This window comes from Paenibacillus sp. 2KB_22 (genome assembly GCF_052115745.1).
Lineage (GTDB): Bacteria > Bacillota > Bacilli > Paenibacillales > Paenibacillaceae > Paenibacillus.
This window is the reverse complement of sequence record NZ_JBFRHG010000002.1, coordinates 771,856-786,235: the sequence shown is the minus strand read 5'-3', so window position 1 is coordinate 786,235 and position 14,380 is coordinate 771,856. Positions and strand designations below refer to the sequence as shown.

Annotated in this window: 13 protein-coding genes; all 13 read left to right on the top strand. The window is 41.0% G+C overall.

Going from position 1 to position 14,380, the window contains the following annotated elements:
• Positions 1-97 precede the first annotated feature (97 nt).
• Complete coding sequence (locus AB4111_RS14470) at positions 98-4,504, top strand: hypothetical protein (protein WP_442032143.1); 4,407 nt, start codon at positions 98-100, stop codon at positions 4,502-4,504.
• 16 nt (positions 4,505-4,520) lie between these two features.
• Positions 4,521-5,666 carry a hypothetical protein gene (locus tag AB4111_RS14465; RefSeq protein WP_442032142.1) on the top strand — a complete coding sequence of 382 codons (1,146 nt, stop codon included), beginning with the start codon at positions 4,521-4,523 and terminating at the stop codon, positions 5,664-5,666.
• A 62-nt stretch (positions 5,667-5,728) separates the two neighbouring features.
• Positions 5,729-7,501 carry a hypothetical protein gene (locus tag AB4111_RS14460; protein ID WP_442032141.1) on the top strand — a complete coding sequence of 591 codons (1,773 nt, stop codon included), beginning with the start codon at positions 5,729-5,731 and terminating at the stop codon, positions 7,499-7,501.
• Between the two features lie 22 nt (positions 7,502-7,523).
• Positions 7,524-7,853 carry a hypothetical protein gene (locus AB4111_RS14455; protein ID WP_442032140.1) on the top strand — a complete coding sequence of 110 codons (330 nt, stop codon included), beginning with the start codon at positions 7,524-7,526 and terminating at the stop codon, positions 7,851-7,853.
• 12 nt (positions 7,854-7,865) lie between these two features.
• Positions 7,866-8,909 carry a hypothetical protein gene (locus tag AB4111_RS14450; RefSeq protein ID WP_442032139.1) on the top strand — a complete coding sequence of 348 codons (1,044 nt, stop codon included), beginning with the start codon at positions 7,866-7,868 and terminating at the stop codon, positions 8,907-8,909.
• The gene (locus AB4111_RS14445) at positions 8,909-9,850 is read left to right on the top strand and encodes a hypothetical protein (RefSeq protein ID WP_442032138.1); all 942 of its coding nucleotides are present in this window, start codon (positions 8,909-8,911) and stop codon (positions 9,848-9,850) included. The genes AB4111_RS14450 and AB4111_RS14445 overlap by 1 nt, the downstream gene beginning before the upstream one ends.
• A gap of 15 nt (positions 9,851-9,865) precedes the next feature.
• On the top strand, positions 9,866-10,657 hold the full coding sequence (locus AB4111_RS14440; RefSeq protein ID WP_442032137.1) for a hypothetical protein: 792 nt from the start codon (positions 9,866-9,868) through the stop codon (positions 10,655-10,657).
• A 12-nt stretch (positions 10,658-10,669) separates the two neighbouring features.
• On the top strand, positions 10,670-11,506 hold the full coding sequence (locus AB4111_RS14435; protein WP_442032136.1) for a hypothetical protein: 837 nt from the start codon (positions 10,670-10,672) through the stop codon (positions 11,504-11,506).
• A complete protein-coding gene (locus AB4111_RS14430) occupies positions 11,503-11,904 on the top strand; it encodes a hypothetical protein (RefSeq protein WP_442032135.1) in 402 nt (133 codons plus the stop codon). Before AB4111_RS14435 ends, AB4111_RS14430 begins: the two co-directional genes overlap by 4 nt.
• 12 nt (positions 11,905-11,916) lie before the next feature.
• A complete protein-coding gene (locus tag AB4111_RS14425) occupies positions 11,917-12,711 on the top strand; it encodes a hypothetical protein (RefSeq protein ID WP_442032134.1) in 795 nt (264 codons plus the stop codon).
• A gap of 157 nt (positions 12,712-12,868) precedes the next feature.
• Positions 12,869-13,192, top strand: coding sequence for a hypothetical protein (locus tag AB4111_RS14420; RefSeq protein WP_442032133.1), 324 nt, complete (start codon positions 12,869-12,871; stop codon positions 13,190-13,192).
• Entirely contained in the window at positions 13,161-13,358 is a 198-nt protein-coding gene (locus AB4111_RS14415) for a hypothetical protein (protein WP_442032132.1), read from the top strand. Before AB4111_RS14420 ends, AB4111_RS14415 begins: the two co-directional genes overlap by 32 nt.
• A gap of 234 nt (positions 13,359-13,592) precedes the next feature.
• Positions 13,593-14,009, top strand: coding sequence for a Na-translocating system protein MpsC family protein (locus tag AB4111_RS14410; protein WP_442032131.1), 417 nt, complete (start codon positions 13,593-13,595; stop codon positions 14,007-14,009).
• Positions 14,010-14,380 lie beyond the last annotated feature (371 nt).

The window sequence follows — 14,380 nt, the reverse complement described above, 5'->3', positions numbered from 1 at the left end:
TGCACCGAGGAGTGAAACGGACCGGCACGGCGAAGAAGATAATCCTATTCTGGGTGATCCAGGTTACGGTCAGATCGGACGATGGCAGACGGTTCAATTGGATGCACTGGAAAACAGTATTGATCAAATCATTGAGCAATATCTGAAAGATAAGTCGTGGTATGCGAGTGTACGATGCCGTGAAGCACTGTGGAATATGTACCGCAGGATTGAATGGTGGGTAGAACAACAGCAGCCTCCAGACAAAACACAATATCAGCGAGTACTGCAGATGATTAAAGATTGTATTCACAAGATTCTTGAAAATGCTCAGAAGCCTGGTGGTAGTCATCATGGTGTATCATTGCCCGTTTGTCCAGCACCCTACTACCATCATTTTAGTGGGAATTACTTTAATCATTTTGATGCAACCGTATATGAGATTCCGCTCTTTTCAATGAAAAAGGACGTCCCGTTCTCGGATAAATTCCCTGATTTCTTCAGATATGTATCATCGACGGAGGATCAGGAATGGGTAGCTGTCCACTCCGTAGGCCGAAATGAACAATCTGGATCAGAGATGATCTTAAAACTGGACCTAGGGCTTCTGGAGATTGGCAACTCATCCAAAATCACATTTAACTGGCGTGTGAAGCGTTATGGACAGATCAGGTTCAAGTACCTGGCTAGTGCCAAGCGTGGTAATGGCATGCTGTTCTACATTAATGGGCAGCAAGTTGGAGGCGAATGGAGCGAGAATAGCGGATGGCAAGAAGCTGCATTTACGTTGCAGCCAGGACAGATGTACAAGTTCGACTGGTTAATTCGCAAAATGAGACCTGAAGTATGGCAGAACAATGGTATCTATATCAAGGATGTTGAAGTCGTTGAGATTGTGGATACACGCAAACCGCCTGCTCCTTTGGATATTGATCTGGATGGGGAGGGAAGTGATAGTGATTGGTATGTAAAGTCTTCAAAAAGCATTGCACAAGCCCATTTTCAAGCTCAGTTCATTACAGATGAAGATCGAAGTAAAACGATGAAAATGGATTTGGATAATGAATGTGACGGTACAGTTTCTTTTGCTTACTTCATGGGAGTAGATAAAGAATCATATCCAACTAAAGATTATGAATTGTTTTTTGATGACATTTTTGAATCCAGAACTCAGCATGGAGAAAGCAGGCATGGTAGCCATGCTCAATCTTTACACGGTGCAGAGTGGAATATCAATGAGGAATATTCAGAAACAACAGCTAATCAAGACAAGATTGAATACGAAATTATAGCAGGTCCTGAGACGACTGTAGATTTAAGAGGTGTGGTTGAAGTTATATGTCCAACCTATGAGATTGATCATTGGCAACCATCGCTTCATGGTCAAGGGATTGGGAGTTATCAGTGGCAGATGTCGGGCAGTCCGCCATGGGTAAGATCAGGGAATGTATTAAGACTGGATGAACCTATAGAAGGGGATATGATTGCTCAAACCGAAGTGAACTTGCAAGATGAGGGTTGGTTTTTGTTTAGTTATTCTCATCAATTACGAGCTACGGAATCGTTCGAGGTGACTGTAAATGGCATGCTTGAATACTATTCAACGATGCATAGCCAGGGGGAGCAGATACGAATTCCGCTAGAGGAAGGTTTAAATATTATCCAATTCTATATTCGAGATTATTACACTGAGCAGCCTTTCATCGATAACATAGAAAAATTATTCACGTACGGGAACAATACTGGCAATACATATCGAACTGTAACTGATCTAGGTTCGTATGTTGATGTGACTCGTGGATGGGATGTAACAGATGCAGGAGCTAGAACAGAAAAGTCTGGTGATACAATTAGATATAATGCAGAGTTAAATCCAGGAGCTAAGTTCAGTATTAAAGAGCATATGCGTATCTATCCAGCGATGGACTCGTCATACGATCCAGACAAGGGGATAACAAGAGATTTTAACGTTTTTGAAGAATTGTTTAATGAGGAAGGCAAGTATCATGAAGCATTAAGATTCTCTGGAAATTGGGTGTGGAAAAAAATTGTGAACGGCGATGGGGTCATGTGGGCACAGGGGCATGATCAGGATTTTATATGTGATTTTGAAGCTCATTTAGATAATTCTGGTTACATCTGTTGGCAATATGGAGGGCAATTTGATCCGGGAGAAAAATTGGAACTACAAATTGATGGTATCTCTGTATGGACAGGGAGTCAGTCGAATGACAGAGAAGGGACCAATTGTATGTATCCTCTACCTTCGGGGAATCATCAATTCCGATGGAGATACCGTGACGGTAAAAAATATACGCCAGGTAACGGAGAAAGTGGTTCGGAAGATTCTACTGGACCAGGTACGGGAACAGATCAGCAAGACGATACAACGAAAGATCCATATGGAGTGAAGTGTTATACAGGAGATTCAAAAACGAATAACATCCAGTACGCGCAAAAATCATATGGAGGGCACTCGCCACGTGCTGCTAAGTTTGATGCAACCAATAGTGGTGAAGTTTACTCATCCTCTGGTCAAGCGTACGCATTGGGTGTTACTAAGCAAAATTCGACAATTGTTCGTACGTTTACTGCCCCTAAGATTGGAAGTTTCAATTACTCTGAATTGTTGACAGTCTATCCAGTAACAAAGAGAAGAGTCTTTGTGAAAAGAGAACTAAATAATAAGAGTGCTCAATATGATCGTGCTGAAACTATTAACAAATCAAATGGTACAGTGGACTATTACTCTTTGGATGTTTCTGGAAACAACCCTCAAAGTCCTGAATATAGTTTATTTGGCTCAGATACCAAGAAGATAACTTTTGAATTCTATTGTGTTGAATCATTTGATATTAAATTTAAATATTTGTGTTACCTGTTACAAGATTCAATTCAAGCCGGGCGACTTAGGGTTGCTTATTATCCTAAAGATAAAGCAAGTCAAGCGGTAACAATTCTTGATTGTAACGATAATTTTGGAGATCAAAAAGGATATAATAGCAAAAGTATTGATGAAACAAAATGGAAAAAAGCAGAAAAGTTTTCTATTCCAATTACAGTTGAGAAACCTGGAAAATATACATTAATTATAGGTCTTACTGATACTTATAATGGGCGGGAAAGAGGAAAAGAAGGTAATTACTATTATGCAGCCATCAAAGATCTTGTGGTTCGCACGGATGATCCTGATGGTGTGAATCAAAATAAACTGCTAAATCCAGTCTTGGTGGATCGATCAACTTATGTGAATGTGCAGTGGTTTGATTTAACAGACGAAAAGAACAAATTTAATCCTATTAAAGTATCCGTTGAAAATGGTAAAAAAGTTAGCGATTTCATTAACAGCCCTCCCTCATTAATACCCGGGCACAAATATAAAGTGGTTTACACACTTATTAAAGATAAAACCTCAACCAACGCGACAGGTCTTGATGCAGGTGGATTTACATTAAGTGAAGGTAGTTTTTCCGAGAGATGGCCTAACTACTGTATTGATGCAAGTGGAAACATGTTCCCTGAAGGCAATTCCCCTCACCCAGGCAAGGAGCCATCGAATCCACCAGACACTACAACACCAGATGGTGGGAGTCATGCTTGGCTAGATGTTATTCGTCTATACAAAAATAACAGCAGAGCGTGTTCTGGGACGAAAATCGTTATTGAAACCTTCGAAGAAGGGAAATTTCTTCATTCCCGAGATTTGACGAATCAAGATGACACATTGGTTACAATTGAAGTGGAAAATACCTCAGATGAGAAGCGGAAGTATGAAGTTCAAGTTCGTTTTGTACAAGATTGTCCTGGAGATGGCGCCATGATCTGGGGAGGTAAACTTAATATTGATGACATTATTAAAGTTGATCCATCCTGGGCAGAAGTGACCCACTTCGAAGTGTGGAATAACAAACCCATCTGGATGGGCGGCTGCGATAACAGTAATATGCGCGTAAAAATTACACGTGAGGACGGAAAAGTGTTATGGGATGAAAAGTATTACGGGGACGGGTATCGTGGCTTCGAACTGAATGATCTGGCTCCCAAGCCTTATAGCAAGTATAAGGTGGAGATTACAACAGATCAGAAGGGGCAGATCAGCGGCTGGACAGGAAAACGATATCTGACCACCTTCCGGGTGCATGACTTCAAAGCCTACGAACGATGGGTGTGGATACCAGAACCGTTTGATTGTCAGCTGGATTTCTTCATTGACAATGAGCTGATCAAAACATTCACCCAGGAGGGTGGATACTATACATTTTCACATCCAGTGCCCAAGGGCAAACATGAATTCAAATGGGTGTTCACCTCGCTTCAGGAAGTGGGTACGCGTAGTTACGAATACGCTAATCTGGACTGGATGGAACTGACCAACTGGATCTGTGATGACGTCTATGTCATTCCTTACTGCGAAGGTGGTGGGGGAGACAAGTGTGTTGAAGCTCTTATTAAATGCCTGCTGGAAGTTTGGAAAGCAAGGCCTAAGATGTGTGTAATCGGTAAACGCATCTGGTTATTCACGTAAAGAAAGGAGGAGCTGTATGGGAATTGTGAAACGTCAGGAAAAAGGGCTAATCTATTTTGATGAATTCAATAAATCCGAACTTGATTCAGGGTGGGAAGTATTGACTGACGATCCTGGAAGGTACAATGCTGATCATGGAGTACTGGAACTAAGGCATGGAGAGTCTCCAATATATATGTTTTTCACGGAGTTGACCGTAATTGAAGAGTTCGTGTTGGATGTCAAGAATGAGTATAATCCAACTGTTGAGGGAGACTCCGGGGGACTTATTGTATATGCGGACGATGAGAATGTGGTGAAACTTGAAGAGTATTTTGATGTGGAGAAAGGGATAGCAAGAAGCTATCCATGGATCCGTCTGGTACGAAGTTTTAATGTGTATTCCGCATATTGGTCAGAGGACGGGAAGATATGGCGGTTTATTGGTAATCAGGAAGTCATCTCCTCTGTACCTAAGATTGGGCTTTTCTTAGAATCAGGAACAGAAGGTGAACCACTACTCATTAATCATATTCGAATTCAAAGAAGTGCCAGAGTGAAGATAGATAATCTGAAACAAGGTTATCAGGTTGAACTCCGGGATCAGGCAGGAAAAACTCTTGAAAAGAAAATATGTAAATATGAGAATACATCAGTCATGTTTGACCTTCAACGATATGGATATCCGCTTACGGGAAGCTTTGCTGTGACTTTGCCTGACCACAATAGATTTGAATCGTCGGACATATTAAGTATATATGGTGGCGATACATATTACTTTGAACCTAGAGTGGATCTTTACTATCGTGAGTATAGCGACAATGGTGAATTCCTTGACATACGGTTACAAGACAACCAGGAACGTTTCCTTGGTTATATGTCCTCTGGTCAATCCGTAACGGAGAATGTATTGTTTATTGCTAAAAATTCATTGAACCAAGGTGTTTTTCAAAATGTTAACTTCGAGCTTGCCTCTTATCGGGGAGATCAGTATCAAAATGTAGTTCGGTTAGCGCCCGATGTTGAGGGCGAACCAGGAGCCTGGAGTATGCAAGTGAACGCAGCCGAGATAACTCCAGAAAGCCCTTATCAATTCTGGGTGAGAGTAGAAAGGCTGGATACCAGTACCAATTATGAAGCCCAGGTCACGTTCGGGATCAAAGTTTCTTCAACGTATATATAGCTCTAAACTTTATGTGCTCGACCACGTATAGATTCAATAAGGGTTGAGTTGGAGGTGAGAATATGTCTGTCCGCTTTAGCGGGACAAGTTCAGGGACGAACAATGGCAAGTTGCTTGACCACAATAGTTTGCTGAACAAAGGGACCCGATCCCACCAAGAAATTGATGAGCATCTTTCAGAAATGGAGGAAGCCAGAAGCAGCTATGTCAGTCTCCCTGAGCGGTTGGATCAGATGGAACTTGTAGGCAAACAGAATGAAACAGGGATAGCCGGTCATGAATTGCGTATTGCTGATCTGGAACCTCGGGTATTGAATCAGGGAATATTATTGGAAGACCAGAAATCCAAGTTGGGTGAAGTTGAGAAAAACCTAATGGATATCAGCATGGATGTTCATGAACAAAATGAACGGTTGGAGAGTTTGGAAAATGAATTAGGAGATACTCGGGGGAATCGTGAATCACTTGCAGATGTTATATCGGATATAGAGCATTCCATTGATATTCTAAAAACGATCCCATTATCTGATTTGGCAATAAGCGCGGCAACTATGGATTCTAATGGTCTGCTTAAGGTTCAGATCAACGGTGGTTATGCAAGCATTAACAGTACACTTGTTCAAAAAGAGGAGTCTTTCTATTCATTCATAGCTGAGCAAGATACTCGATACTATATATTTCTAAAGAATGATGGAACCTTCGTACATCAGGTGATTCCTGATGAACCCGATAACGGTATGATTCTGGGATCTGTAACGACTGGTGCGACCTTCGATGCGGTATATCTTAAAGACCAACGATATTATCTAACCAAAACGGTGTCTACAGAAGATTTTCAAGATCTTCAGGAAAGAATCACAGATGCTCAATCTCAGATCAATGAGTTGGACGACGAAGTGTTCAGGTGGATTGATCATACCGAAGACTTGTCCAAACAAGTTGAAGGTTTGGGTGAAACTAAGGCTGAAGTTTCAGATGCTAGAACAGACAAAGATGGCTTTGAATTTGATAAACTGCCGGATCGTTTAAACCATATGCAATCCAAGCTGGAGCTTGCTGCATCTAGGGGGACGATGGAAAATCAATCGATTTTTCGTATTGAGTACCCACCTGATATAAGGCTTTCAGAACAAAAGAGCTTTTATTGTCCAAAGTACAGTATTGGTTCTGACAGTGTAGAGGTACTTCTGGATGGCATTAGGGTAACTCCTGGGGATGATTATATCGAATATACGGATACGGAAATTCGTTTTCTCTATGATATTCCGATAGATTCACGTGTCACACTGCTTAGCCGAGGGTCGATCATCAATACGTCTTCAACATCAGAGTATGAGTATGACTCCAAAGGCAGAATGAAGCGTGAGATTATCACCGGAGGCATTAACCGCATTATCGATTATGAGTACGATCTTGAGGGGAATCTTATAGCAGAACTCATTACGGAGAGTGACGGGCAAGTTAAGACGATCACCTACGAACGGGAAGAAGGAAGAATTAGGCGCAAGTTGAACAATGGGGCAATGTACTTTTACTTACAAGGCAGTTCGGCCTATGATGATCGGCCTATCAAGAAACGTGTGTCTGTGCTTGAAGATATGGAAGAACAGGACGTTTATTTTGAGTATGACGCTCTAAGCGGCCTGATTATTAAGGAGATTACATATAACAACGACATAAAACCATTAGTTATAAAGATTATTGAATACAATTATAACTCTGATGGTAGTGTGGATACCGAGATGGTCGACTTTAATGGTTCGAAAATAGTAAAAAAATATAAGTACGATTCGCATGGAAATATCCTTGGCGTCCAAAAAAGAAAGGTAGGCTGATAAGATGGTTACACACTTTTCCATGACAAAAATAAAAACCGGGTTTCGTCCTTTATTCGACAAAATGGTAGGTACGAACCTAACGCCAATTACAGAGGAAGAGGTGGAGCTCCTGAAGTTTATGTTGCGGAGTGATATTATCTTTGATGGTACGGGACAACAGTACCTTCCCATGCTGGAAGCTTTAGAACAGTTGGTTCCTCTTAAGTTAACGGACGAAATTAACCAAGAGCTAGTGGATCAGGATACACAACGTCAAGAGCAAGATCGACAGATGCAGATCCGCACCGTGTTTCTCACAGCAATGAAAGAGTCGATGCTTCAGGAATTGAAAGTTCGATATGGCATTTAAGGAGGTGAGCGCATGACAGCTACAGTGGTACAGGGGTTTAGGAGATATGAATTTACGAGCACCGTGACCAATTTCTTAAGCACTTTGGCAAGAGAGATGAACACTTATCCATATGAGGATGTCAACTGGAAAGTGACTTATTATCCTAAAGATCCGTATTCTCAGCCGAAGGCCTACAATTCACAGAATCAGCCATATTCTAATCCTCTGGGTGCGGTGACACTTGAGAATATAAATGATGCTTCGCTATTTTTCACTTTAAGTCTAAACCTTTCTGTTTCGTATGGATGGACTACTTTTGGTTACCAATTAAGGTGTGGTTTAAACCGTCCCTCTGTTGGAGAGGAGCCTTACCCAGATGTTTCACTTGCTATTGGAGAAGAAAGTAATATCCCCTTCCATACTTCGTCTAATAATGTAACTTTGAATATCACATATAAATGGACAGTGTTCCCCTTGAAAGAAGCTATATTTATTTTTGGAGAAGCTATTACAAATATAGGGAATGCTTATCCGTTTAGGTTATATATGGGAAATGTTGCATCTTATGAAACAGAAGACCCAGCTATAAAGAATGATTTTGTTGGTATATTCTCTCATGCACCTATTGGAAATGATACTAACTGGGCAAATAATAATTTATACAGTGTTGGTAGAGGGGTAGTCAGAACTTCCCGTAATAACAAAAAGTACGAATTATATAACTTTTGTACTAGTGCCCAAGCTACATCTCCTGGTTCAGGAAATCGCTATTTTTTTTCCCCTTGGTATGTGTTTCAACCTAAGGAAGGAGTACGAGGTGAATTTCAACAAATGAGGTCTGCAGTATTTAAAGATGCTAACCAACATCCAGACGGATCCATGATTGATCTGGATGGTAAAAGGTACCATGTATTTCACGTTACCGATCAACAACAACCGACAAGTTACAAATATTGGGTCGACATCTCAGGTCAGACTAGATATATTCAACCCTACTTCTTTGACAGCAACACGCTCTTGGGAGATGGACAGAGAGCAATTTTATTCGAATTACCAACGGAGGGGTCTAAGTAATGGCAGTACCTAAACGATATTCATGGGTGAGTACGATATCCGAGTTTTCAAACACCGCTGAGTTACAGATGGCAGGGGACTCATGGTGGGAAGTGAAAAAATATGCTGCTGGAGCAGTTAGCGGTGGTGGTAATTGGGGAAATGTAGTTTTTACGAATTTGATTGATCGAAGCCTTGAATTGACGATGGCGATCCAAACCAATAATGGTGCTACGATTCGATGGGGTATCAACAGCAATTTATCACCAAGAGCGGATGTTCATTTGGATTCTCAGGATAAGCAGATGACGGATACCCCATTTTCTTGTGATGCGGGTAACTACAACATAACCTACAAATGGACTTTATTCACTACAAAAGATGGGATTTTTATCCATGGAGAGTATCAAAGTAACATTAATTATGCCTACCCAGTTCGTATCTATATGGGTAGACTTGCTCCACTAGAGCCTGAAGATCCAGCAATTGCAAATGATTTTGTTGGGATATTCACACACATGCCTTCCAATGTGAGTAATAACAGTGCAGCTACATATGGTGACAATAATGTTGGTAGAGGGATTGTACGAAAGTCCCGAAATGGAACTAAGTACGAATATTATAATTTTACTACTGACGCTCAACTTACTTCTCCTGGTGTAGGGGGGAGATACTATGTTAACCCCTTTATGGTATTCAATCCAGCAGAAGGAGTTAGGGGGAAATTTCTAGATGTATATGCTACTTGCCTGAAGGATGCTTCTCAGCACCCGGATGGTTCAATTCTAGATTTGGGTGAAAACAAATATTACGTATTTCATGTCGTGGATCAACAGATGCCGTATAACACGAATTATACTCGATGGTACACCTCATTAGGGGGCATACGCTACTGCGTTCCTTGCTTCTTCGGTAGCAACAACGTCATGGGTGGGCAACGAGTCATTCTATTTAAGATATAAGGAGGTTTTCTATACATGTCATTTTTCAGTGGTAAAGTCAAAATGAATCTGTTGTTTCAAGCATTAATTAATGGCTTCAAGGGAATTGCATCCTCGCCTTGGTCGATCTATTTTGAAACATCGGATATCCTCGTCATTAAATCAGTGGGCTCAACAGGAAAAGATAAATTATTTATTAAGTTTGAGAAAGGAAATACCAAGGAATTAAACGGCAACTACATCACGGTAACTTCAGCAGAAGATGTATTACTTGTTGACGGGAGTATTCCGGAAGGGAAAATGTTTACTACACGGAATTTTTACTGCCATACATCTATCGTAGATTCCAATCTCTTAACAGACTACCAGGTATCGGTTACAGCAGATCGTGTAATTATGTGGTTGGCGGGGGATGTGAATTCGGTAACAGGGATATCCAATTTGGGGTATTTCGGTCTGATGTATCGTTATTCTCAAGAAAATCACTCGGGTGCTCAAGGAATTGGAGTGAGCTACCAGGGATTCAATGGTATTCGTACAGTTAAGGATCTGGATAATATTCAGACCAATAACGTGTACAAATCCTACTCCGCGATGGTACCGACCAATCCGGGTTGGGGCGCTCTTTACCACCTCTCGCCATGTATTATGGCAAATAACGCAGAAGGTCCGCGAGGCGAACTGCATGATATTTATTTTGCACCTGCAGCAGGTGTAAGCCACGGAGATGAGATTACAGTGGCCAATAAGACATACAAGGTATATTCTCTGACCACAGGAGGTTCAAGCTTCCTACCGGGTAACACTGTAGCTGTATTGATGCAGTAGGGGAGGAGAACTATGGCTGTAGCAGGAACGGAAAAATCCATTTACACGCCTCAACAATCAGTAATAAAACGAAACACGGGTGTGCTTTATACATATCTAAGCAGTATTTATTATTCCAATAGAACCAAGGCGAGCTCTTACTATGATCCTGAGAGGGCAGGCCAACAACATAATTCAGGAGTACTTTACACATACGCTCAGGGTCCATATCGTTCCAGTGCGACGCAATCTTTGTCCCTGTATACGAGCAAAAGCTCTGGTAAAACGGGGCAACTGAAGCTCAATGGAGTCCAGTACAAGTACACGGTTGGAAAGCTTCATCATCTCACTTCAGAGAACCCATCGGAGCAAAATATTTATTCCATTTGGGGGTATGATCAGGAGGATCTCCCTCAGTATTATACAGGCCGTTTCATATTGACTGACACCCATGGTGTCATAATAAGCCAAACCAAAGAGATAAGCATTTACGATAGTTTGGGTTATCTTCCATTACACAACACGCCAGAAACTCGATTCACAGGTAACCTTGGTATGGCAGGTTATCTGGGCTCTTTAACGAAACAAGCAAATGGTCGCTGGGTACATGTTACCAAGATTGTTTTGCCTTCAAAGGATTCATTCAAGGGAGTTATTCGATCAATTATTGTAGGTCAGAGAACCCCGGTCTCATCAGAGGGTGCAAAAATTCGATATATTTTAAAGCACATTTACAAAGACGAAATGAATGAGTTTCAAGGCTATCTTTCTGGTCAAGGAGGCAACATAGATCCAGTGGTACCAACCATGGTATTGCCACGAAGGTACCCTGCTACCTATATTCCAAATCGCAGGAGGAGTGAGAAATGAACAAAACATGGCGAATTATGCAGGAGCTGAAAGACGTGTACAAACAGGTAGAATTGTCTCATGTAGTTGAAGCACTAAACGGTGGGGGAGAAACATTAATCGTTTCGCTCCCCATGGAAAGTCCGCGTTTTCTGATTAAGACGGTACGTGTTATCCCAACAAAGGAAACGAATGTGGAGCTTCACATACTTGATAGTGCAGACAAAATGAAAGCCCAAATTTTATACTTTAATACAGCTGAATTCAGTACAGGCAACTTCATAGATGGGATATACGACAATGTGGATTTACCTTATGACGATAAGGATGGTACATCCCATTTCCATTTTGAAATCATTAATCCAAGTTCCGTGCCTTCAGGTTTTACCATTGAAGTTACGGGTTTGACGGTCAGATAGGAGACAACGATCATGGATATCATTACTTATGGTAAAGTGGTCAAGCTTTCAAACGAGATCAAGGAAGCCAGAGAAGATAGCGGGACTCTAGATTCTCGATTGGACAAGATTGCATTAGGTACGATTACAACAGTAAATGCAAAAACAGACCTTCCCCCACAAGGGAAACCGGAAGCTATTTATGCCGTACTCGCGGATGAAAGTAATCAAAGTATGCCAACATTATATATGTATGGCGAAGAATATACGCGTCTTATGGGATCTGATGTCAGCTATAAATCCAATGGCATCCTAACAGTTAACGGGTTGGAGGTCATGGTATATGAACATCCAGATTTCCATAGTGCCGATATGATTAGCGATGGAGACACACATGTGAGCATGACTTGGGGTGAACGAAAACGCCTGAATGTCATGGATCCGTGGGAATCGATCAGCGATTTGGTGGATTATACAGATGTGGTTACTTATTTTGCTTTTGACGTGCAGGGAAGAGTTATTCGACAAGTCGTTACAGACAACTACACCGAGCAGCTTGTTAGAGAACCTGTACTGACCATGCCGGCTTCTCCAGAAGGTTACGCACAGGATGATTCCTTCTTGGTCATTTCAATTGGTGAGATTTATCGATATGACGGTCTGGACTTTGTGCAGCTTCCTACCTTGGTTGATGTCATTTATCAGTATGATGATGAGGGAAGACTGGTGGACAAGTCCATAACCAGGGTGGGAACAACACCTATTCAAACCAACTTCAAATATATATATGACTCATACGGCAATCGTATAGCAGTTAAGAAATACTAAAATGGAAGGATAGCATGTGCTGTCCTTTTTTTCTTTTACCAACAGATTAGTTTGTGAAACCCACATCGACATATGAAGATTAGCATTAACATTTAACAGATCATGACGTATAGAGAAAGTAGGATGAGAACGTAATTATTCCGGGAGGTAATGTACGATGAATATTGAACTTACTGCTCATTTCTTTTTCAAAGGAAGTGGGAAGAAGAAAACGGTGAACTGGATGGAAGATAACCCCAGGTTGCAACAGAAAGAGAAAGATTCGGATAAGGTCGTACGTGAAATTCCGTTAACTGGGGATGAGGTTAAGCAAGAATATCGCCGACTATTCACCAAACACAAGAACGAGGGGAAATCGATCACGTTGGAAGATACAGACGGTGTGGTTCATATCATTGATCTTACCGATGTGCGGAATATTGAATTGACCTCTAAGGAGGGGAATACAGATGCTGTACAGGCTGACCTTTGCACTGAATGATGAGGAAATTGTCACTACCGAGATGACCTCGGATAAGGAGGATCTGGTTGGAGCAACGGAAGAAGCATTCGATTTGATCGAAAGAGACTATGGTGCCAATGTCGCTTTGAACCTGGTTGCGTTTAGCCTGCTCAAAATAGAGATTACCAATGAAATGATAAATTAAGCGTTTGCGCTAACTAATGTTAGCTTTTCAGCATCAACTTCTAATTTATTTGAATAATTATAAAATATAGTTAATAAAGTGATATACCCCAAGCCTAGTTCTGGGGTCTATTCCTTTTTCATGAAAAGTTGATAGTGACTTGATTTAATGCATCCATTGAAACTTGTCTTGTACAAGTAGTTTTGATTAAACTAGGTTGAATTCATATGTTCAAGGGCAGTAGAAGGGGTCAGGATGATTGGCAAGGAGGGATGGGACATTGAGATAAAAGACTTGGAAAGAGAGCTCGCAAAGCTGGCATCCAGAATAAGAAAAGATTTTACTGAACGCGGGCCGGTTGATACCAGAGTCTCTATCATGAATCATTTTATCATCTTAAAGTTTACAGCAAAATTCACCAAGCCTGAAGCATTCATGTTGGAACATATGCAATCACACTCAAGTCAAATTTTCGCCGAATACAAGATGAAGCTAGCATATATGATGAGAGAAGATTTTAACCCCGTTTTCTCTTATATCAACATGGGTCTGAAGATCGAAGACATCGAAACAACATTTTTTGGTCATGATTTTGCAGAGCAGATTACAGTCTTCAAGATGAACAAGGATGTTGAAGTGCTGCTGAAAAATGATGAGATAAACATGCCTTAAGACCTATGTGCTAACGTTTGAATACTGGACAGGTTCTTAGGAACTAATTTTTGTTGTTGACAATATCCTACATATTTCCTTATACTACCCTTATGGCGATTGAATAGATTAATAATCTTGACGAAGCCTATAACCTTGTTAATGAACTTGAAGGCCATATCTTCGGTAATTGGGACGAAATAGATGTCAGACCAAGACCGACACATTCCACCATTTTGGTATTTTCCAGTGGTGCGCTCTGTGTTGGTCTTTTTGTTTGTAAAAAATGCTGCTTTACCTTCCACCGTATACTTCGTATATAGTCAGTAAAAGGCATATAAGCGAACGTAATAAATAAATGTTGCGAACATTAGTTCGTATTTGTTATTCTG

Coding starts and splice junctions, on each gene's coding strand:
- AB4111_RS14465 (WP_442032142.1), top strand. CDS start 4,521: ATGGGAATTGTGAAACGTCAGGAAAAAGGGCTAATCTATTTTGATGAA.
- AB4111_RS14460 (WP_442032141.1), top strand. CDS start 5,729: ATGTCTGTCCGCTTTAGCGGGACAAGTTCAGGGACGAACAATGGCAAG.
- AB4111_RS14455 (WP_442032140.1), top strand. CDS start 7,524: ATGACAAAAATAAAAACCGGGTTTCGTCCTTTATTCGACAAAATGGTA.
- AB4111_RS14450 (WP_442032139.1), top strand. CDS start 7,866: ATGACAGCTACAGTGGTACAGGGGTTTAGGAGATATGAATTTACGAGC.
- AB4111_RS14445 (WP_442032138.1), top strand. CDS start 8,909: ATGGCAGTACCTAAACGATATTCATGGGTGAGTACGATATCCGAGTTT.
- AB4111_RS14440 (WP_442032137.1), top strand. CDS start 9,866: ATGTCATTTTTCAGTGGTAAAGTCAAAATGAATCTGTTGTTTCAAGCA.
- AB4111_RS14435 (WP_442032136.1), top strand. CDS start 10,670: ATGGCTGTAGCAGGAACGGAAAAATCCATTTACACGCCTCAACAATCA.
- AB4111_RS14430 (WP_442032135.1), top strand. CDS start 11,503: ATGAACAAAACATGGCGAATTATGCAGGAGCTGAAAGACGTGTACAAA.
- AB4111_RS14425 (WP_442032134.1), top strand. CDS start 11,917: ATGGATATCATTACTTATGGTAAAGTGGTCAAGCTTTCAAACGAGATC.
- AB4111_RS14420 (WP_442032133.1), top strand. CDS start 12,869: ATGAATATTGAACTTACTGCTCATTTCTTTTTCAAAGGAAGTGGGAAG.
- AB4111_RS14415 (WP_442032132.1), top strand. CDS start 13,161: ATGCTGTACAGGCTGACCTTTGCACTGAATGATGAGGAAATTGTCACT.
- AB4111_RS14410 (WP_442032131.1), top strand. CDS start 13,593: ATGATTGGCAAGGAGGGATGGGACATTGAGATAAAAGACTTGGAAAGA.